The following is a 19,892-nucleotide window of genomic DNA, read 5'->3' as shown; positions in this document are numbered from 1 at the left end:
TTGTAAAGCGGGCACGCAATGCGTGCCCAAAGAAAAATTAGAAACGGAAGGTTGCGGTAGCAACGACCTGACGTTCCGCGCCCCAGAAGCAGCCATAGGTGTTAAAGCAGCTGGCGACGTATTCGCGGTCGAACAGGTTGTTGACATGCAGCGCGACGTTGGAACCCGCCATGCCCAGGCGTGCCAGGTCGTAACGAACCAGCGCATCCACCAGGGTGTAGCTGCCGACTTTAAAGGAGTTCGCCGGATCGCCGTAGCTGGAGCTGGTATAGCGAACGCCGGTGCCCAGGGTCAGACCGGAGAGCGGGCCGTCAAACATCGTGTAATCGCCCCACAGCGACGCCATATGTTTTGGAACCTGCGCCGGAGTGTTGCCTTTGTAGTTGGTGTCGGTGGTGTATTCCGCATCCGTATAGGTGTAGGAACCGACCACGTTAACGCTGGCAGACAGCGCCGCTTTTGCTTCCACTTCAACGCCGCGTGAACGAATCTCACCGCCTTCAACCGAGAAGAACGAACCGTTAGGATCGGCCATCAGGTTGTTGGTTTTGGTCAACTGATAGATCGCACCGGTGAGCACGATCGGACGATCGCTCGGGACATATTTCACGCCTGCTTCGTACTGCTTGCCTTTAGACGGAGCAAAGATGCTGCCGTTCGCGCCCACGGTAGAAGCCGGCTCAAACGACTCGCTGTAGCTGAAGTACGGGGTCACGCCGTTGTCGAACAGGTAGTTTATACCGCCGCGCCAGGTGAACTCGTTATCATTACGCGAGTGCTGAGTATTCTCTTCACGATCCAGAGTGTCCTGTTGCGCCCAGTCATAACGCCCACCCAGGGTCACCAGCACTTTATCCCACTGCATCTGATCCTGGGCGTACACGCCGGTCTGCTTCTGCTTGTTCAATACGCGGTAAGCGGCGCCAGGCCCAGGGTGTGAGCCAAAATCGAAGTCGCTGCGATCAAGGTTGTAGATGTCAGACGGCGCAACCGAACCCGCCCAGCCAAACCAGGAGTCGATATCGTTACGCATGCGCATAAAGTCAACGCCGGTCAGCAGGGTATGATCCAGAGAACCGGTCGCAAACTTGCTTTGCAGTTGAGTATCCACAGAGAAGTTCTGCAGTTTTTCGTGATCATCCACGTACTGACGGGTCAGCGTATGGCCCCACTGTGACTGCGGCACGCTGGCGCAAGGGCTGGTGCTCGGATTGCTCGAATAGAGCGGATCGGAGCACATGCCGTATCCGTAGACGCTGTTCTGCGAAACTTCGTTTTCCGCGTAACGCAGGTTCTGACGCACGGTAAAGGTATCGTTGAATTCGTGATCGAAGCTGTAACCAACCATCTTCTCATTACGAGAGTAGGTATTGTTGTTCGCGCCTTCGTTGAAGTCGGTCGACAGACGCTTACCGTTCGGCAGCGTGCTGACGGTCCCTTCTTTCGGCAACCAACCGTAGTAACCGGTCTCGGGTTCGTTCTGGAAGTAAGACAGGAACGTGAAATTGGTCTTGTCATCCGGACGCCAGCTAAAGGACGGCGCGATGGCATAACGCTGTTCTTCCGCACCCTGCTGCTGCGCATTCGCCGAGCGAGCCAGACCGGTTAAGCGATAAGAGTAAACGCCGTCATCATCCAGCGCATCGCTGAAGTCAAAACCAGTCTGGAACAGGCTGTCAGTACCCATTTTAAACTGAACTTCTTTCAGCGGCTCGGTGGTTGGACGCTTGCTGACCATGTTCAACAAACCGCCCGGGTTGCTCTTACCGTACAAAACAGAAACCGGCCCACGCATCACTTCTGCGCGTTCCAGCATATAAGGATCAATCACCGCATCGTTGTAAAAGTTCCCCTGCATCTTCAGGCCATTCAGATAGTTATTCTGACTTTGGCCGTCGGCAGCGAAACCGCGAATGATCAAGTAGTCATAGGTGTTAGATGCGCCACGCGTTCCCACGGCAACGCCAGGCGTATAGCTGAGCGCCTCTTTCACGGATTTCGGCTGGTGCAGCGCCATCTCTTCAGCGGTCACCACAGAAATAGACTGGGGAACTTTCTGAATCGGGGTATCTGTTTTGGTCGCGGTGGCTGACTGGCGTGCCGCGATGGTTGCCGCCGGGCCCCACGCACTTTCCTGCGGAGCAGGAGCAGCAGTTACGGTGATAGTGTCTTCTTTTTTCGGTTCAACCGCCGCCTGTGCATAGACAGACATGCCGCTAACCGCTGTGGCTACTACAACTGCGATTTTACGCAGCGAGTGTTTTGGCTGAGCAGTTTTTTGACGCGCCATTGGTATATCTCTGATGGAAAGTGAATGATAACGTAAACGAGAATTATTATTATGACGGCAGAATAATATTCGAAACGCGGTCGCGATAGCAAGCGATACGCGTCCCCACCAAAACTAAGGGGTTAAGAAATATCCAGATGAAAAGAAAGGGTTAAGAAAGAAGTCGGAAATGTTTCTGCGAAGTCATTGCCGGATGGCGGCGAAAACGCCTTATCCGGCCTACTAACCCAATACCTGCATGAGCCCTGTAGGCCGGATAAGCGAAGCGCCATCCGGCACGGCGATTAGTTACTGCCGAACATATCCTTAATCCATCCCGCCACGCCATCGCTGTCTTTCTTCTCTTCCTTCGGCGGCTGTTGCTGCTGCGGTTGCTGCGGCTGAGAAGATTGATCGAACGGGTTCCCGGTCGGCTGCTGCATCATTTCGCCCTGCTGGCAGAGCGAGTCGGGATCGGAGGTCCAGACTGGCAACGTGCGCATACCGCCACTGCAGACAAAGTTGCCGTCATAGTCGACGCCCATCTCCGCAATATCCTCCGGCGGCATTAGCGTTAGCGGCGTCGGCGTCTGGTTAGCCAGATAGCGCTGATAAATCGACATCGCCCCGCTCGCCCCGTACAGTTTCGTCGGCTGGTTGTTATCGCGTCCCACCCAGGTGATGGTCACCTGACTGCCGTCAATACCGGCAAACCAGGTATCGACGTTGTTGTTCGTGGTCCCGGTTTTACCCGCCAGATGCAGATTCGGATACTTCGCGCCAAGCTGACGACCGGTGCCGCGCTGCACAACCTGCTGCATCGTCCACAGCGTCATATAGGCGGCCTGCGCCGGAACGGCACGCTCCGCCTGCGGGAAGCTCTGATACAGCACCGTGCCGTCTTCAGCAATGACCGAACGCAGCGCGGAAAGCGGCGCACGGTTACCGCCGCTGGCGATCGTCTGGAACGCCTGTGCCACTTCAATCGGCGTCAGGTTCAGCGCCCCCAGCAGCATAGCCGGAACCGGATGCAACTGCTCTTTCGGCACGCCCAGCTTCAGCCAGGTGTCGGTGACAGCCGGCAAGCCGAGTGCCATCCCCAGATTGACCGTCGGCACGTTCATAGAACGCGTCAACGCATCCACCAGCATCACTTTTCCGCTTTCGCTGTAGCGACGGTCATCGTTCTGCGGCGACCACACCTGGCCGTTTGGCTGACGCAGCGCAATCGGCGCATCGGCAATCCAGGTATTCAGGCGATAGATTTTCGGCTGGCTCAGCGCGGTCAGATAGGTCGCTGGTTTGGCCAGTGAACCAATCGAACGACGCGCCTGCATCGCGCGGTTATAGCCAGCGAACTGCGGCTCAGCGCCGCCGACCATGGCGCGAACTTCGCCACTGAAGCGGTCAACCACCACAATCGCCGTTTCCAGATCGCTCAGCTTGCGCTGTTTCTTCAGTTCCGGAATGCCGTCAACGGCGGCTTTCTCGGCGGCATCCTGGGCGACAGAGTCAAAGGTGGTGAAGATCTTCACGCCGGAGAGATCTTTCACTTTATCACCCAGCTTCGCCTGCAATTCCTGACGTACCATCTGCATAAACGCGGGCTGTGGCGAGATCACCCCACCGCGCGGCTGCACGCCTAACGGACGCGCGCTCAGCATGTCGTACAGTTCCTGATCGATCACCTGCTGTTGTTGCAGCAGACGCAGCACCAGGTTACGACGTTCAAGCGCCAGTTTCGGGTTGCGCCATGGGTTGTAGATTGAGGCCCCTTTCACCATCCCCACCAGCAGCGCCTGCTGATCAAGACTCAGTTCTTCTACCGGACGACCAAAGTAGTACAGACTCGCCAACGGGAAGCCGCGGATTTCATTATCACCGCTCTGACCGAGATACACCTCGTTCATATACAGCTCAAGAATGCGATCTTTGCTGTAGCGCGCATCCATCAGCAGCGCCATATAGGCTTCGTTAGCCTTACGCCAGTACGAACGTTCGCTGGAGAGGAACAGGTTTTTCACCAGCTGTTGGGTCAGGGTACTTGCCCCCTGTACCGTGCGTCCGGCGGTCAGGTTCGCCAGCACCGCGCGACCGATAGAGTACAGACTCACCCCGTCATGCTCATAGAAATGACGGTCTTCAGTCGCCAGCAGCGTGTCCACCAGCAGATCCGGGAAGCCACTGCGCGGGACAAACAGACGCTGTTCGCCGTTTGGCGACGACAGCATAGTGATCAAACGCGGATCGAGACGGAAGAAACCGAACTGGCGGTTGTTGTCCATGTTGACGATGGTATCCAGGCGGCCGCCATCGAACGTCAGACGCGCGCGCACCTGACCCTCTTTGCTGTCCGGGAAATCAAACGGACGACGGATCATCTCAATACTGTTCGCCTGAACGGTAAACTCGCCAGGACGTGTCATCTTGCTGACCTGACGGTACTGGGTGGCTTCCAGCAGCTTAACCATTTCATTTTTGCTGACCGACATTTCCGGCTCAAGGTTGACCATTCGGCCATACACTGCCGCCGGCAACTGCCAGACTTTGCCATCGATACGGCTACGGATTTTTTGATCCAGATAAACGCCGTAGATGGCAAGCAGTACCGCAAAAACAATCGCAATTTTCAGCAGCAGCCACAACCAGCCGCGCTTACCACGAGGCTTACGCCCTTTGCCTTTACCTTTACGCGGCATCGGTTCTTCATCCTCATAGTCATCATCATATTCGTCGTCGTACTCATCATCTCTGAGTTGGCGACGGCTCACCTTTTGTTTCACCGGACGCGTGGTTTTCCCTTTGCGTCCAATTGGCTCGCGGTCATTCCCGGCCATGCTTTTTCTCCGCAACATTCAGGCGCAAAGGCCTGATTCTCTGTTCTTCCGTCAGAAGACAGAAGAAGAAATCTCTCAATTTTACTGCTCTTTTTCCGGATACGGCATAAACGCCTTATCCGGCCTACGAATACTTTTTGGTGCGCCGCGTCGGCGCCGTGTTCGCCGGATCGTCCGGCCAAACATGTTTGGGGTAGCGCCCTTTCATCTCTTTTTGCACGTCGCGATACGACCCTTGCCAGAACGCGGCCAAATCCCGGGTAATCTGCAACGGTCGCTGCGCGGGGGATAAGAGCTCCAGCACCAGCGGCACGCGGCCCTCAGCAATCGTCGGCGTGCTGGCCTCGCCAAACATCTCCTGCATTCGGACCGCCAGCGCCGGCGGGTTATCTTCGTGATAACGAATGGCTATCCGGCTTCCCGTCGGCACAGTGTAATGTGTGGGTAACGAACTCACCAGACGTTGCTGTAGGGAATAATCCAGTAATCCGCTCAATGCCTGGTGAACATCCAGTGATTTCAGGCCGCGCAGCGAATGCACGCCGCTCATATGCGGCAGCAGCCAGTTCTCCAGCGTGGCCAGCAATGTTCGATCGTCCACCGCAGGCCAGTCATACTCCGGCAGCCATTTCGCCGCACAGTGCAGACGTAAACGCAGCTGTTCTGCCGCAGGCGTCCAGTTGAGCACGCTCAGACCTTTATCACGGATACCGTTAAGCATCGCCAGATGCAACTCGTCTTCAGACGGTTTTGCCAGCGGCTGGACTTTAACCGTCAGTTCGCCTATCCGCATTCTGCGCCAGGCTTTCAGCGTCCCCTGCACCTCATCCCATTCAATGGTATCAGACTGCTGTAGCAGTTCAGGACAACGCGAGATAAGCGCGTCGATATCGAGCGGCAGCGCCAGCAGGATCCTGGCATCCGGCGACGCGTTGCCCTGCAACAACAGCGGCGCAATCAGCCATTCGTGCCGCCCCAGCGCATCATCGACGTCCAGCGCCGCGCCCATGCCATTCGCCAGTTGATAACGCCCGTCCTGGCTGCGTCGACGCGCGATACGATCGGCAAAGGCCCGGGCCAGCAGCGGGGCGATGCGCGACGCATCCGCTTCGCCGTTACGGACATTCAGACGTTTAAGAAGTTGCTGACTGCGCTGCTGCCAGGCGGGCTGATGGCGGGAAAACGCCACACCAAGATCGGTATTGCCCATCCGCGGCGGCTCTTCAAGAATGGCTGCCAGCTTTGCCGCCGTAGCTGCGTCGTCGGGTGTGGAAGCACTGACTAACATCGCGGCCAGGCGCGGGTCGTTACCCAACGCCGCCATTTTATGTCCCGTTGCACTAAGTTGTTCGCCATCCAGCGCACCCAGCATGCGCAGTAATCGTTTCGCCGCCTGTAAGTTGATGGCAGGCGGCCGATCCAGCCAGGTGAGTTGCGCGGGATCGCGACATCCCCACTGCAACAACTCCATCAGCAAACCGGAGAGATCGCTGTGCAACATCTCAGGATCCCCCTGCGCCGCCGCGCGTTCCGCCTGCTCTTTCGCCAGCAGATGCAAACAGATCCCCGGCTCCAGACGCCCGGCACGCCCGGCACGCTGGGTCATTGAGGCCTGACTAATGCGCTGAGTGATAAGCCGGGTCAATCCGGTGCGCGCATCAAACCGCGCCACCCGCTCCTGCGCGCAATCCACCACCAGTCGAATCCCCTCAATGGTCAGACTTGTCTCGGCAATGTTGGTTGCCAACACAACTTTGCGCATTCCTTCCGGGGCCGGCAAAATCGCTTTGCGCTGATCGTTGAGCGACAGCGCGCCATACAACGGACACAGCAGCACATCGCTGCCGACTCGTGAACTTAATTGCTCCTGTACGCGCAGGATCTCCCCGACACCGGGTAAAAACAGCAGTAGCGAGCCGGGCTCTTTGCGCAGCAGTTCAGCGCTGGCGACCGCCACGGCTTCGTCGAAACGCAATTGCGACGCCAGCGGCTGATAACGACGCTCAACGGGGAAGACGCGCCCTTCGGAAACGATCACTGGCGCATCCGGCAGGCACTGTTGCAGGCGATCGTTATCCAGCGTGGCGGACATGATCAGCAGTTTGAGATCGTCGCGCAACCCTTGCTGCACATCCAGCAGCAGCGCCAGCGCGAGATCCGCCTGCAAACTGCGTTCGTGAAATTCATCGAGGATCACCAGCCCAACGCCGCTGAGCTCCGGGTCGCGCTGGATCATACGCGTCAGAACCCCTTCGGTGACCACCTCAAGCCGTGTTGCTGGCCCGACGCAGGATTGCGTCCGCATCCGGTAACCGACCGTCTCGCCGGGCTTTTCATTGAGTAATTCCGCAAGCCTTTGCGCCACGTTTCGTGCCGCCAGGCGACGCGGTTCCAGCAGGATAATCCGCCCTTCGACCCCTTTATGCGCCAGAAACTGCAGCGGCAACCAGGTTGACTTACCGGCGCCCGTCGGCGCGCTCAGCAGAACCTGCGGCGCAGAATCCAGGGCGGTAAGCAATTCAGGGAGTACAGCAGCAACAGGTAACGACGTCACAAATGGCTCCAGAGGGTTAACATTCTTCGCGCCGCATTGTAGCATCGCGTTAATTCATAACCGAGTACCTAAGATGTCTGAGCCGAAACGGCTGTTCTTTGCCATCGAACTGCCTGCTACCGTACGTGAGCAAATTATCTCGTGGCGAGCGGCGCATTTCCCCCCTGAAGCGGGGCGACCGGTCGCGGCCGAAAACCTACATTTAACGCTGGCGTTTTTAGGCGATGTGAGCGCTGACAAACAACAGGCGCTGATCGCCCTTGCCGGACGCATTCGCCAGCCCGGTTTTACGCTCAATCTCGATGATGCCGGGCAGTGGTTACGCTCTCGCGTCGTCTGGCTGGGGACGCGTCAGTCCCCGCGTGGGCTGTTGCAACTGGCCAATATCCTGCGAGCCCAGGCGGCGCGCAGCGGTTGTTACCAGAGTCCGCAGCCGTTTCATCCTCACGTAACGCTGCTGCGCGATGCCAGTCACGCCGTGGCGATCCCGCCGCCTGGCTTTGGTTGGTCATTTCCGGTGACGGAATTTGCCCTGTATGCCTCTTCTTTTTCCCGGGGACGCACGCGTTACGCCAAACTTCAGCGCTGGATGCTCACCGACTAATTAAGGAAATGCGTGATGCAATTTACTCCTCCTCTCCAGCGCGCGACGCTGGTTCAGCGGTATAAACGCTTTTTAGCCGATGTGATCACACCTGACGGGACTGAACTCACGCTACACTGCCCCAACACCGGGGCGATGACCGGGTGTGCAACGCCCGGCGATACGGTCTGGTATTCGACGTCGGAGAATAGTAAACGCAAATATCCGCACACCTGGGAATTAACGCAAACCCAGACGGGCGCGTTAATTTGTGTGAATACGTTGTGGGCTAACAGGCTGACGAAAGAGGCCATTGAACAGGGGCGAGTTTCAGAACTTTCAGGTTATTCCACGCTGAAAAGCGAAGTAAAATACGGCGCCGAACGGAGCCGCATCGATTTTATGTTACAGGCAGATTCGCGGCCTGACTGCTATATTGAAGTGAAATCGGTAACGTTAGCGGAAAAGGATTTTGGTTATTTTCCCGATGCCATCACTGAACGAGGTCAGAAACATCTTCGGGAACTGATGAGCGTAGCGGCTGAGGGCAAACGCGCAGCGATTTTCTTTGCCGTCCTGCACTCCGCCATTACACGGTTTTCACCCGCGCGCCATATTGACGCGAAATATGCGCAACTATTGTTCGAAGCACAGCGTAAGGGGGTAGAAATTCTGGTTTATAAAGCGGAACTTTCTGCCGATAGTATGACTCTGATAGAGCCATTAACTGTCACTTTATAGTGTTGTAAACAATTGGTTATTTAGTATTCTGGTCGCGTGCGCAAATACGCTTTTCCTCACAGGGTTGTCAAGTGTTACGTTTAGTTAATTGCTATCCGGAAAAGCATCTGCTATTTATAGCGACCTGATTTTTCCCCCGAACATGGGGATCGATAGTGCGTGTTAAGGAGAAGCAACATGCAAGAAGGGCAAAACCGTAAAACATCGTCCCTGAGTATTCTCGCCATCGCTGGGGTGGAGCCGTACCAGGAGAAACCGGGCGAAGAGTATATGAACGAAGCCCAGCTGTCGCACTTCAGGCGTATTCTTGAAGCATGGCGTAATCAACTTAGGGATGAAGTCGATCGCACCGTTACTCATATGCAGGATGAAGCTGCCAACTTCCCGGACCCGGTAGACCGTGCCGCACAGGAAGAAGAGTTCAGCCTCGAACTGCGTAACCGTGACCGTGAGCGCAAACTGATCAAAAAGATCGAGAAAACGCTGAAGAAGGTTGAAGACGAAGATTTCGGCTACTGCGAATCCTGCGGTGTGGAAATTGGTATTCGTCGCCTGGAAGCGCGTCCAACAGCCGATCTGTGCATCGACTGCAAAACGCTGGCTGAAATTCGCGAAAAACAAATGGCTGGCTAAGGCCTGGCGTTTGAAACGTTTACAACAGGCGGGGCTTTCCCCGCCTGTTCATTTTTACGCAAAGATGACTGACTCACACTATATTGGCCGATTCGCCCCATCACCTTCCGGTGAACTGCATTTTGGCTCCCTCATTGCTGCACTGGGCAGCTACTTACAGGCTCGCGCCCGTCAGGGAATATGGCGAGTACGTATAGAAGATATTGATCCCCCTCGTGAAGTTCCCGGTGCCGCCGACACTATTCTGCGTCAACTGGAACATTACGGCCTGCACTGGGATGGCGATATTTTATGGCAGTCGCAGCGCCATGACGCCTACCGCGACGCGCTCGCCTGGTTATATGACCGGGGGCTGAGCTACTACTGCACCTGTACCCGTGCGCGGATCCAGAGCATTGGCGGAATTTACGATGGTCATTGCCGCGAGTTACGTCACGGGCCAGAGCAGGCGGCGGTGCGGATTAAACAGCGGCAACCTGTCACCCGTTTTCACGATCGGCTGCGCGGAGACATTCAGGCTGACGAACGACTGGCGAGAGAGGATTTTATTATCCATCGCCGTGATGGGCTGTTCGCCTATAACCTGGCGGTGGTGGTGGATGACCATTTTCAGGGGGTCAGCGAAATCGTGCGCGGCGCCGATTTGATCGAACCGACGGTGCGCCAGATCTCGCTGTACCAGCAGTTCGGCTGGACACCTCCGGACTATATTCATCTGCCGCTGGCGCTCAATGAACAAGGCGCTAAACTTTCCAAACAGAATCATGCCCCTGCCTTGCCGCACGGCGATCCGCGCCCTGTTCTCATTGACGCGCTGCGCTTTCTCGGGCAACAGAGCGATTTGCCGTGGCAGGAGATGCGCGTCGACGAGATCCTGGCCTCCGCCGTGGCAAACTGGACGCTTTCGACGATACCTGAATCGGCGATTGTAAATCCGGCATTCTCAAATACGTCGTGCTGAGCTATGATTAGCCGCTATTTTTACACAGCAAACGATTTGAACTGAATTCTGAATATTGTTTGACACTACCGAGGTGCACTATTTTTACCCGAGTCGCTAATTTTTGCCGCAAGGTGCTAAGCCGCGAGGAGAGCGAGGCCGAAATTGCCGTCGCCCGTCCGCGTATGACGGTCATCCCGCGCGAGCAGCACGCTATTTCACGCAAAGATATCAGTGAAAATGCCCTGAAGGTAATGTACAGGCTGAATAAAGCGGGATATGAAGCCTGGCTGGTCGGCGGTGGCGTCCGTGACCTTCTGCTCGGCAAAAAACCGAAAGATTTTGACGTCACGACCAATGCGACGCCGGACCAGGTGCGCAAGCTGTTCCGCAATTGCCGTCTTGTTGGCCGCCGTTTCCGTCTGGCGCACGTCATGTTTGGCCCGGAAATTATTGAAGTCGCCACCTTTCGTGGTCACCACGAAGGCAGCGAAAGCGATCGTACCACGTCCCAACGCGGACAAAACGGTATGCTGCTGCGCGACAATATTTTCGGCTCCATCGAAGAAGACGCCCAGCGCCGTGATTTCACCATTAACAGCCTTTATTACAGCGTCGCCGATTTCACCGTCCGCGACTATGTCGGCGGCATGCAGGATCTGGAAGATGGCGTGATTCGCCTGATCGGCAATCCGGAAACCCGTTATCGCGAAGATCCGGTGCGGATGCTGCGCGCCGTGCGTTTCGCAGCCAAGCTCGATATGAAGATCAGCCCGGAAACGGCAGAGCCGATCCCGCGCCTGGCCACGCTGCTCAACGATATCCCGCCCGCGCGCCTGTTTGAAGAGGCGCTGAAGCTATTACAAGCGGGTTACGGCTATGAAACCTATAAAAAGCTGCGCGAATACAGCCTGTTCCAGCCACTGTTCCCGACCATCACGCGCTATTTCACCGAGAATGGCGACAGCGCAATGGAACGTATCATCGCGCAGGTACTGAAAAACACCGATAACCGCATTCATAACGATATGCGCGTTAACCCGGCCTTCCTGTTTGCCGCGATGTTCTGGTATCCGCTGCTGGAAATGGCGCAGAAAATCGCCCAGGAAAGCGGTCTGGCCTACTATGACGCGTTTGCGCTGGCGATGAATGAAGTGCTTGATGAAGCCTGTCGTTCGTTGGCGATCCCGAAACGCCTCACGTCGCTGACCCGTGATATCTGGCAGCTACAGCTGCGCATGTCCCGTCGTCAGGGTAAACGTGCGTGGAAGCTGATGGAGCATCCGAAATTCCGCGCCGCATATGATTTACTCGCTCTGCGTGCTGAAGTGGAAAACAATGCCGAACTGCAGCGTCTGGCGCAGTGGTGGGGCGAATTCCAGGTTTCCGCGCCACCAGAGCAGAAAGGCATGCTGAACGAGCTGGATGAAGATCCATCGCCGCGCCGTCGTCACCGTCGTCCGCGCAAGCGTGCGCCGCGTCGTGAAGGAACGGCATGACCCTCGTTTATATCGCACTGGGCAGTAATCTGGCCTCTCCTCTGGAGCAGGTCAATGCTGCCGTCAACGCGATAGGCGAGATCCCCGAAAGCCGGATTGTCGCCCTTTCTTCTTTTTATCGAACCCCACCGCTGGGTCCGCAGGATCAGCCCGATTACCTGAACGCCGCCGTGGCGCTGGCAACGACGCTCGAAGCGGAAACCCTGCTCGACCACACCCAGCGCATCGAACTTCAGCAGGGCCGGGTACGTAAGGCCGAACGCTGGGGACCGCGCACGTTAGATCTGGATATCATGCTGTTTGGCGATCGCGTCATTAACAGCGAACGCCTGACCGTGCCACACTACGATATGAAAAATCGCGGTTTTATGCTCTGGCCGCTGTTTGAAATCGCCCCTGACTTGCACTTCCCTGACGGTACCTCGCTGCAACAGAGACTCGCTCATCTTGGTGCAGAAAAACCCGCACTCTGGTAATGGCCCTCGCCTCATTTCCTGTTTATTGCTTTCGCGCAAACAGTTGCTTAAAACAATTGCCCCACTGAATGTGACTGTTAGAATGCCGGTAAATATGACGTTCACCATCAGGAAATGTTATGAAACCGACCACCATCTCACTGTTGCAGAAGTGCAAACAAGAAAAAAAACGCTTCGCCACCATTACTGCTTATGACTACAGTTTCGCCAGACTGTTTGCCGACGAAGGGATCAATGTGATGCTGGTCGGGGATTCCCTGGGGATGACAGTACAAGGGCATGACTCCACCCTGCCGGTGACGGTTGAGGATATCGCTTACCACACGCGGGCGGTGCGTCGCGGCGCGCCAAATTGCCTGCTGCTCGCCGATCTGCCGTTTATGGCTTACGCGACGCCGGAACAGGCTTTTGAAAATTCAGCCACCGTCATGCGCGCGGGTGCGAACATGGTCAAAATTGAAGGCGGCGCATGGCTGGTGGAGACAGTGAAAATGCTCACCGAACGTGCGGTGCCGGTCTGCGGACATTTGGGGCTGACCCCACAGTCGGTCAATATCTTCGGTGGCTATAAGATTCAGGGTCGTGGCGATGCCGGACAGGTTTTGCTGGACGATGCCCTGGCGCTGGAAGCCGCAGGCGCGCAGCTCATCGTGCTGGAATGCGTCCCGGTTGAACTTGCCAGACGCGTAACTGACGCGCTCTCCATTCCAGTTATCGGCATCGGTGCCGGCAACGTGACCGACGGACAAATTTTAGTCATGCACGACGCCTTTGGCATCACCGGCGGCCATATTCCGAAATTTGCCAAAAATTTCCTTACGCAAGCAGGCGACATGCGCGCCGCGGTACGGCAGTATATTGCCGAGGTTGAGTCCGGCGTCTATCCGGGCGAAGAACACAGTTTCCATTAAGGAGTCTTGTCGTGCTGATTATTGAAACCCTGCCGCTGCTGCGTCAGCATATCCGCAGAGCCCGTCAGGAAGGGAAGCGCATTGCGCTGGTCCCGACGATGGGCAACCTGCATGATGGTCACATGAAGGTGGTTGATGAAGCCAAAGCCCGTGCGGACATCGTGGTGGTGAGTATTTTCGTCAACCCGATGCAGTTTGACCGTCCGGACGATCTGGTGCGTTATCCGCGCACGCTGCAGGAAGACTGCGAAAAACTGAACAAGCGTAAAGTGGATTTCGTCTTTGCTCCCGCGCCGGACCAAATCTATCCTCAGGGCACCGACGGGCAGACATACGTGGATGTTCCTGGCCTCTCGACGATGCTGGAAGGCGCCAGCCGCCCTGGCCATTTTCGTGGGGTTTCAACCATCGTCAGCAAGTTATTCAATCTGGTACAACCGGACGTCGCCTGCTTTGGCGAGAAAGACTTCCAGCAACTGGCGCTAATCCGCAAAATGGTTGCCGATATGGGCTACGACATTGATATCGTCGGCGTGCCGATTATTCGCGCCAAAGACGGTTTAGCCCTGAGTTCGCGTAACGGTTATCTGACGGCCGAACAACGAAAAATTGCCCCAGGTTTGTATAAAGTGATGAGCCGCATTGGCGAAAAACTGCAGGCCGGCGAGCGTGAACTGGAAGAGATTATTGCCATCGCCGAGCAGGAACTGACGGAAAAAGGCTTCCGCCCCGATGACATTCAGATCCGCGATGCTGACACGCTGCTTGAGCTGACCGAAAGCAGCCAGCGTGCGGTGATTCTGGTTGCCGCATGGCTTGGCCAGGCACGGTTAATTGACAATCAGACGGTTGCATTAACCCAGTAGACAGGGGTTAAAAATCGGGCAATACTGCCTGAGAAATTTCTCAAAGCAGGTTTCGACCTGCTTCGTTATCGATACGAGTTTAAGGTAGACGTTATGATTCGCACTATGCTGCAGGGCAAACTCCACCGCGTGAAAGTGACTCAGGCGGACCTGCACTATGAAGGTTCCTGCGCCATCGATCAGGATTTTCTGGATGCCGCCGGGATCCTTGAAAATGAAGCCATCGATATCTGGAACGTGAGCAACGGTAAACGCTTTTCCACCTATGCGATTGCCGCCGAGCGCGGTTCCAGAATCATCTCCGTCAACGGCGCGGCGGCACACTGTGCCAGCGTGGGCGACATTGTGATTATCGCCAGCTTCGTGACCATGTCTGACGAAGAAGCGCGCCGCTGGCAGCCAAAGGTCGCTTACTTCGAAGGCGACAACGAAATGAAACGCACCGCGAAAGCCATTCCGGTTCAGGTTGCGTAAGTAAACTACCCCTGCGGCTGATTGCTGATCAGCCGCGACAGGGTCTCCAGTGAATCCGTTCTTAAGATGTATAAGCGTTTGAGCAAGAACGGATTATCCCCCGGCTTCACCTTCCCTTTTACTGTTGTCACCGCCAGGTGAAATCCGGCCTCTTCCGCGGCTTTCACGGCCGTCGCGTTATAGCCGCCAAACGGATAGGAAAGATAACGTACATTCGGGTTAAACGGGGCCAGCGCACGCCGGGAGCGTGCAAAATCAAACAAAATATTGTGATAGCTGCGACTAAGCAGGATTGGCCGGTGATAGCCGTCGACCCGATGTAAAAAGTGCGTATGGGACTGAAAGTCAAACACGTCGCGGATGCTATTGAGTTCTGAAATGCTCATAAACTGCAGCGATTTGGGATCCCATTTTTGTGGGCGAACTTTAATTCGCGACGAGATAATAAACGCCGTGGCCTTCATCTCGTACTGCTTCAGCACCGGATAAGCGTAACGACTTACCGACTTCAGGCCGTCATCAAAGGTAATCACCACCGCTCGCGCGGGCAGATTCATGTTGTTACGCACATAACCTTCCAGTTGCGCCATCGTCAGCGTACTGTATCCGCGATCGCGCAGCCAGGTCATCTGGTTGCTGAAGGCACGAACTGACGTGGTGGTGGAGGTATGACGAAAACGAGTGTTCTCTTCATCGCGCAGAATATGGTGATAGGTCAGCACCGGCAAGCCACGGTCTTCCTGGGCATCGAGGGCACTTATCCAGGCCAGTCGGTCGCCAATGCGAATCTGATACCAGGTTTGATTCAGCCGGTCTTTCAGCTTACTGATGATGGGATAACGCAGGTTATCCGCCAGTACGCCAAACGGCGCACTGCCAATATTCGGTGCGTTATAAACGGGGGTGGCTTGCCAGGTGATCAGATTCTGATTGCTGAGCGGTTTATTGAGATCGCCGAGGCTGTCCTCAACGCGTTGTTTACCCTGCACCGGTTCCAGATGGCCCTTGTCAATGAACCCGTTGCCGAAGCCGAATTTGAATTCGTAATAATCCGCCGCGACCGGAATGACAGAAATAATCTGTCCGGCGCGAATATTCCCCACGGTCACCATGTCATCGCCAATTTGCGCCCAAATAGCCGCATCTTCAGTGGTTTGCATATAGCGAGCAGGCAACGCCGCACTGACGACTGTAGAGAGGGACAGCAGCAGCAGAAACAGATATTTCATCATTAACAATAACCGGGGCAAGAAACAACGCAGCGATTGTATCAATTCACCTCATTAATAAGAATGATCAATACTCATACAAATCGTGCAGCAGAACAAAGGGGGGATTTTTCTGTTGCTGATGCCAAAGGCTGGTCACTTCTGGCCCACCGAGGGCTACTATCTGGTCGCGAAACGCCTGACTACTCATAGATTCCCGTGATGAAATCATGTGTCCCAACAGCGTCGCATTCACACCGGAGATCACTTCACATTGCGGATGTTTATGGCTCATCAGTGAGGCCACGCGATACGGCGCCGCACCGGGCAGGTCGGTCAGAAAGATGACGCCATCACCGGAATCCGTAGCATGTAATGCGTCGCACATCATCCGACTCAGCATGTTCGCGCTCAATCCACGCCAAAAATTCACCGCCCGGCATTGCGCCAGCGGGCCGTGTTTTTTTTCCAGAAGGCTCAGCAGTTCCTCAGCCTTATCGTCATGACAGGTAATGACCCAGCCTAGCATTTCTCACCTCATTAGCAGGCAAGTAGTTTATCAGAGTGACAAATGGAGAATGATGACAATGGTCAAAAATCGCCCTCTCCTTACCGGGAGGAAAGGGCGAAAACTGTCAGCTACGCAACCCGCGTCCGCGCTGAATTAAGGACCAACACAGCAGATAAAACGCCACAATAAAGACTACCAGCACGCCAAACGTGGTCACTAACGGCACGTCGTGAATACCCAGGAAGCCGTAGCGGAAGCCGCTGATCATGTAGACGATCGGGTTCAGTTGCGATAACCCCTGCCAGAACGGCGGCAGCAGCGTCAGGGAGTAGAACACGCCGCCGAGATAGGTCAGCGGCGTCAGGACAAAAGTCGGGATCAGGCTGATGTCATCAAAGGTTTTCGCAAATACGGCGTTCAACAGACCCGCCAGCGAAAACAGAATCGCGGTCAGAACCAGCGTCAGCGCCACAAAGAGCCACGAATGAACCTGGAACGGAACAAAGAACAGTGAAATCGCCGTCACCAGAACCCCGACGCACAGTCCGCGCGCCACACCGCCACCGACAAAACCGGCGATAATCACGTGTGTCGGCACCGGCGCAACCAGCAGTTCTTCAATGTTGCGCTGGAACTTGGCGCTAAAGAATGACGATGCCACGTTCGCATACGCGTTGGTGATGACGGCCATCATGATCAGACCTGGCACGATAAACTGCATATAGCTGAAACCGTGCATCTCGCCAATGCGAGAACCAATCAGGTTACCGAAGATAATAAAATAGAGCGTCATGGTGATGACGGGCGGCACCAGCGTCTGGATCCAGATCCGCATGAAGCGGTTAATCTCTTTCGCCCAGATGCTTTTCAGCGCGACCCAGTAAAGCTGCATCATGCGCGATCTCCTTGTTTTTCATGAACCAGTGACACAAACAGCTCTTCAAGGCGGTTCGCTTTGTTACGCATACTCAGCACCTGAATGCCCTGCGCGCTGAGCTGGCTGAATACGCTGTTAATGCCCTGCTCACGCAACACTTCCACTTCCAGCGTTGAGGTATCCACCAGCCGGTAGTGATAGCCCTCCAGCTGCGGCAGCGGACTTTTCGCCGCCAGATCGAGAATGAAGGTTTCGGATTTGAGCTTAGAGAGCAGGTTCTTCATCGAGGTGTTTTCGACCAGCTCGCCGTGCTGAATAATCCCGATATTGCGGCAGAGCATTTCCGCCTCTTCCAGGTAGTGAGTGGTCAGAATGATCGTGGTGCCTTTGTCGTTTAAATCCTTCAAAAAACCCCACATTGAGCGGCGAAGTTCGATATCGACGCCCGCTGTCGGTTCATCAAGGATCAGCAGCTTCGGCTCATGCATCAGCGCACGGGCAATCATCAGACGGCGCTTCATCCCACCGGATAACATCCGCGCACGTTCGTTGCGTTTTTCCCACAGATCGAGCTGTTTTAAATACTTTTCGCTGCGATCAATCGCCTCTTTTCGCTCCACGCCGTAGTAACCCGCCTGATTGACCACAATCTGCTGTACGGTCTCAAACGGATTGAAGTTAAATTCCTGCGGCACCAGCCCCAGCTGGCGTTTGGCATTGACGACATCTTTTTCGAGATCGTAGCCAAAGACGCTGACGCGCCCGGAAGATTTGTTCACCAGCGAACTGATGATACCGATAGTGGTCGACTTGCCTGCCCCGTTCGGCCCCAGCAGTGCGTAAAAATCCCCCGCCTCGACCTGTAAATCTATCCCGCGTAGCGCCTGAACACCGCCAGGATAGGTTTTTTTAAGTTGTTGAAGTTCCAGTGCAATGGTCATAAATAATTACTTACCTTACGTTCTTACACTTTAATATACTGCATCCTTCAAGATGCCTCTTTGTTGGCTGCCTTCACTTACCCCAGTCACTTACAAATGTAAGCTCCAGGGGATTCATTCAGTTGCCGCCTCGATGCACCTCGAATGATCTTGTATATATTATGTGGTTTAAATAATCCCGGAGTTGCCCTATATTAGCCCAACGCACTTATTTGGTTACAGGTCGTTAACCTCCATGAAAGACATAGATACACTCATCAGCAACAATGCACTATGGTCAAAAATGCTGGTGGAAGAGGATTCCGGATTTTTTGAGAAACTGGCGCAAGCGCAGAAACCACGCTTTCTATGGATTGGATGTTCCGACAGTCGCGTTCCCGCAGAACGTTTAACCGGTCTTGAACCGGGCGAATTATTTGTCCACCGTAATGTGGCCAACCTGGTCATCCACACCGACCTCAACTGCCTCTCTGTTGTTCAGTATGCCGTTGATGTCCTCGAAGTTGAACACATTATTATCTGTGGTCACTACGGGTGTGGCGGCGTACAGGCTGCGGTCGATAACCCGGAACTGGGCCTCATCGACAACTGGTTGCTGCATATCCGTGATATCTGGTTCAAACATAGCTCATTGCTTGGCGATATGCCGCAAGAGCGTCGTATGGACACGCTGTGCGAGCTGAACGTGATGGAACAGGTGTATAACCTGGGCCACTCCACCATCATGCAGTCAGCCTGGAAACGGGGTCAGAAAGTGACTATCCACGGCTGGGCATACGGTATTCACGACGGCCTGCTGCGCGATCTGGAAGTGACCGCGACCAGTCGCGCCACCCTGGAGCAACGTTATCGCCAGGGCGTTTCTAACCTCAGTCAGAAACACGTCAACCACAAATAAAAATCCCCGGTCATACACCGGGGATGTATCCAGTCAACGCCGGGATTTTCCCGGCTTTTTTACGCTTACTCGTCCAGCAGCACCACTTTGCCGACATACGGCAGATGACGATAGCGCTGAGCGTAATCAATACCGTAGCCCACCACGAACTCATCCGGAATGGAAAAACCGATAAACTCGACCGGAACGTTCACTTCACGGCGAGAGGGTTTATCCAGCAGAGTGCAAATCGCCAGAGATTTCGGTTCACGCAGACTCAGGATTTCACGCACTTTCGACAGCGTGTTGCCGGAGTCAATAATATCTTCCACAATCAGCACGTCTTTACCGCGAATGTCTTCATCGAGATCTTTGAGGATCTTGACGTCACGGGTGGTGGACATGCCGCTACCGTAGCTGGAGGCGGTCATAAAATCGACTTCATGAGATACCTGCACTTCACGGCACAGATCCGCCATAAACATAAATGAGCCACGCAGCAGACCAACCAGCACCATGTCACTGCCGCTGTCTTTGTAACGTTCAGTAATCTGACGACCCAGTTCGGCAATCCGCGCTTTGATCTCCGCTTCGGGGATCATTACTTCTACAGTATGTTTCATAACTCTAACCATATGATTTAAAAACAAATCACTCAATGCCCGCTTCTACCGGAACAGCATCGAAGTGCAAGG

18 protein-coding genes are annotated in these 19,892 nt (G+C 55.1%); 10 read left to right on the top strand and 8 right to left on the bottom strand.

Features of this window, described 5'->3' with window-relative positions:
• Nucleotides 1–37: 37 nt before the first annotated feature.
• The 3 genes from fhuA to hrpB form a co-directional block, all read right to left on the bottom strand.
• Nucleotides 38–2,290: a ferrichrome porin FhuA gene (gene fhuA, locus AL479_RS13820; RefSeq protein WP_061076470.1), complete on the bottom strand. Its 2,253-nt coding sequence runs from the start codon at nucleotides 2,288–2,290 to the stop codon at nucleotides 38–40.
• A gap of 284 nt (nucleotides 2,291–2,574) precedes the next feature.
• Nucleotides 2,575–5,106: a bifunctional glycosyl transferase/transpeptidase gene (mrcB, locus tag AL479_RS13815; RefSeq protein WP_061076469.1), complete on the bottom strand. Its 2,532-nt coding sequence runs from the start codon at nucleotides 5,104–5,106 to the stop codon at nucleotides 2,575–2,577.
• A gap of 124 nt (nucleotides 5,107–5,230) precedes the next feature.
• The gene (gene hrpB / locus AL479_RS13810; RefSeq protein WP_061076468.1) at nucleotides 5,231–7,660 is read right to left on the bottom strand and encodes an ATP-dependent helicase HrpB; all 2,430 of its coding nucleotides are present in this window, start codon (nucleotides 7,658–7,660) and stop codon (nucleotides 5,231–5,233) included.
• Between the two features lie 73 nt (nucleotides 7,661–7,733).
• On the opposite strand from hrpB, the gene thpR reads away from it, so the two are divergent.
• The 9 genes from thpR (at nucleotide 7,734) to panD (ending at nucleotide 14,783) form a co-directional block, all read left to right on the top strand.
• Nucleotides 7,734–8,264, top strand: a complete 531-nt coding sequence (thpR, locus tag AL479_RS13805; protein ID WP_061076467.1) for an RNA 2',3'-cyclic phosphodiesterase — start codon at nucleotides 7,734–7,736, stop codon at nucleotides 8,262–8,264.
• A gap of 15 nt (nucleotides 8,265–8,279) precedes the next feature.
• Nucleotides 8,280–8,984 carry a DNA/RNA nuclease SfsA gene (sfsA, locus tag AL479_RS13800; RefSeq protein ID WP_061076466.1) on the top strand — a complete coding sequence of 235 codons (705 nt, stop codon included), beginning with the start codon at nucleotides 8,280–8,282 and terminating at the stop codon, nucleotides 8,982–8,984.
• Nucleotides 8,985–9,161: 177 nt separating this feature from the next.
• A complete protein-coding gene (dksA, locus tag AL479_RS13795) occupies nucleotides 9,162–9,617 on the top strand; it encodes an RNA polymerase-binding protein DksA (RefSeq protein ID WP_003829221.1) in 456 nt (151 codons plus the stop codon).
• A gap of 64 nt (nucleotides 9,618–9,681) precedes the next feature.
• Nucleotides 9,682–10,578, top strand: a complete 897-nt coding sequence (gluQRS, locus tag AL479_RS13790; protein ID WP_061076465.1) for a tRNA glutamyl-Q(34) synthetase GluQRS — start codon at nucleotides 9,682–9,684, stop codon at nucleotides 10,576–10,578.
• A gap of 80 nt (nucleotides 10,579–10,658) precedes the next feature.
• Complete coding sequence (gene pcnB, locus AL479_RS13785; protein ID WP_205685287.1) at nucleotides 10,659–12,056, top strand: polynucleotide adenylyltransferase PcnB; 1,398 nt, start codon at nucleotides 10,659–10,661, stop codon at nucleotides 12,054–12,056.
• Nucleotides 12,053–12,532, top strand: a complete 480-nt coding sequence (gene folK / locus AL479_RS13780; protein ID WP_061076464.1) for a 2-amino-4-hydroxy-6-hydroxymethyldihydropteridine diphosphokinase — start codon at nucleotides 12,053–12,055, stop codon at nucleotides 12,530–12,532. Before pcnB ends, folK begins: the two co-directional genes overlap by 4 nt.
• Nucleotides 12,533–12,651: 119 nt before the next feature.
• A complete protein-coding gene (panB, locus tag AL479_RS13775; protein WP_061076463.1) occupies nucleotides 12,652–13,443 on the top strand; it encodes a 3-methyl-2-oxobutanoate hydroxymethyltransferase in 792 nt (263 codons plus the stop codon).
• 11 nt (nucleotides 13,444–13,454) lie between these two features.
• On the top strand, nucleotides 13,455–14,309 hold the full coding sequence (gene panC / locus AL479_RS13770) for a pantoate--beta-alanine ligase (RefSeq protein ID WP_061076462.1): 855 nt from the start codon (nucleotides 13,455–13,457) through the stop codon (nucleotides 14,307–14,309).
• A 93-nt stretch (nucleotides 14,310–14,402) separates the two neighbouring features.
• On the top strand, nucleotides 14,403–14,783 hold the full coding sequence (gene panD, locus AL479_RS13765) for an aspartate 1-decarboxylase (protein WP_042323756.1): 381 nt from the start codon (nucleotides 14,403–14,405) through the stop codon (nucleotides 14,781–14,783).
• Between the two features lie 5 nt (nucleotides 14,784–14,788).
• On the opposite strand, the gene AL479_RS13760 is transcribed toward panD, so the two are convergent.
• The 4 genes from AL479_RS13760 to AL479_RS13745 form a co-directional block, all read right to left on the bottom strand.
• Nucleotides 14,789–16,015: a polysaccharide deacetylase family protein gene (locus tag AL479_RS13760; RefSeq protein WP_061076461.1), complete on the bottom strand. Its 1,227-nt coding sequence runs from the start codon at nucleotides 16,013–16,015 to the stop codon at nucleotides 14,789–14,791.
• A gap of 64 nt (nucleotides 16,016–16,079) precedes the next feature.
• The gene (locus AL479_RS13755; protein ID WP_061076460.1) at nucleotides 16,080–16,520 is read right to left on the bottom strand and encodes a PTS sugar transporter subunit IIA; all 441 of its coding nucleotides are present in this window, start codon (nucleotides 16,518–16,520) and stop codon (nucleotides 16,080–16,082) included.
• A 106-nt stretch (nucleotides 16,521–16,626) separates the two neighbouring features.
• Nucleotides 16,627–17,397, bottom strand: coding sequence for an ABC transporter permease (locus AL479_RS13750; RefSeq protein WP_046475711.1), 771 nt, complete (start codon nucleotides 17,395–17,397; stop codon nucleotides 16,627–16,629).
• Nucleotides 17,394–18,320 (bottom strand): ABC transporter ATP-binding protein, encoded by a 927-nt coding sequence (locus AL479_RS13745; protein ID WP_061076459.1) that lies wholly within the window; start codon nucleotides 18,318–18,320, stop codon nucleotides 17,394–17,396. The genes AL479_RS13750 and AL479_RS13745 overlap by 4 nt, the downstream gene beginning before the upstream one ends.
• 235 nt (nucleotides 18,321–18,555) lie before the next feature.
• Here AL479_RS13745 and can point away from each other — a divergent pair, with 235 nt between their 5' ends.
• A complete protein-coding gene (gene can, locus AL479_RS13740) occupies nucleotides 18,556–19,218 on the top strand; it encodes a carbonate dehydratase (protein WP_061076458.1) in 663 nt (220 codons plus the stop codon).
• A gap of 65 nt (nucleotides 19,219–19,283) precedes the next feature.
• On the opposite strand, the gene hpt is transcribed toward can, so the two are convergent.
• Nucleotides 19,284–19,820, bottom strand: a complete 537-nt coding sequence (gene hpt / locus AL479_RS13735) for a hypoxanthine phosphoribosyltransferase (protein ID WP_042997896.1) — start codon at nucleotides 19,818–19,820, stop codon at nucleotides 19,284–19,286.
• Between the last annotated feature and the right edge of the window lie 72 nt (nucleotides 19,821–19,892).

The organism is Citrobacter amalonaticus (assembly GCF_001559075.2).
Lineage (GTDB): Bacteria > Pseudomonadota > Gammaproteobacteria > Enterobacterales > Enterobacteriaceae > Citrobacter_A > Citrobacter_A amalonaticus_F.
This window is presented reverse-complemented; position numbering and strand designations above follow the sequence as displayed.

Coding starts and splice junctions, on each gene's coding strand:
- sfsA (WP_061076466.1), top strand. CDS start 8,280: ATGCAATTTACTCCTCCTCTCCAGCGCGCGACGCTGGTTCAGCGGTAT.
- AL479_RS13755 (WP_061076460.1), bottom strand. CDS start 16,520: ATGCTAGGCTGGGTCATTACCTGTCATGACGATAAGGCTGAGGAACTG.
- thpR (WP_061076467.1), top strand. CDS start 7,734: ATGTCTGAGCCGAAACGGCTGTTCTTTGCCATCGAACTGCCTGCTACC.
- panB (WP_061076463.1), top strand. CDS start 12,652: ATGAAACCGACCACCATCTCACTGTTGCAGAAGTGCAAACAAGAAAAA.
- hpt (WP_042997896.1), bottom strand. CDS start 19,820: ATGAAACATACTGTAGAAGTAATGATCCCCGAAGCGGAGATCAAAGCG.
- gluQRS (WP_061076465.1), top strand. CDS start 9,682: ATGACTGACTCACACTATATTGGCCGATTCGCCCCATCACCTTCCGGT.
- panD (WP_042323756.1), top strand. CDS start 14,403: ATGATTCGCACTATGCTGCAGGGCAAACTCCACCGCGTGAAAGTGACT.
- AL479_RS13745 (WP_061076459.1), bottom strand. CDS start 18,320: ATGACCATTGCACTGGAACTTCAACAACTTAAAAAAACCTATCCTGGC.
- folK (WP_061076464.1), top strand. CDS start 12,053: ATGACCCTCGTTTATATCGCACTGGGCAGTAATCTGGCCTCTCCTCTG.
- can (WP_061076458.1), top strand. CDS start 18,556: ATGAAAGACATAGATACACTCATCAGCAACAATGCACTATGGTCAAAA.
- AL479_RS13760 (WP_061076461.1), bottom strand. CDS start 16,015: ATGATGAAATATCTGTTTCTGCTGCTGCTGTCCCTCTCTACAGTCGTC.
- AL479_RS13750 (WP_046475711.1), bottom strand. CDS start 17,397: ATGATGCAGCTTTACTGGGTCGCGCTGAAAAGCATCTGGGCGAAAGAG.
- dksA (WP_003829221.1), top strand. CDS start 9,162: ATGCAAGAAGGGCAAAACCGTAAAACATCGTCCCTGAGTATTCTCGCC.
- fhuA (WP_061076470.1), bottom strand. CDS start 2,290: ATGGCGCGTCAAAAAACTGCTCAGCCAAAACACTCGCTGCGTAAAATC.
- mrcB (WP_061076469.1), bottom strand. CDS start 5,106: ATGGCCGGGAATGACCGCGAGCCAATTGGACGCAAAGGGAAAACCACG.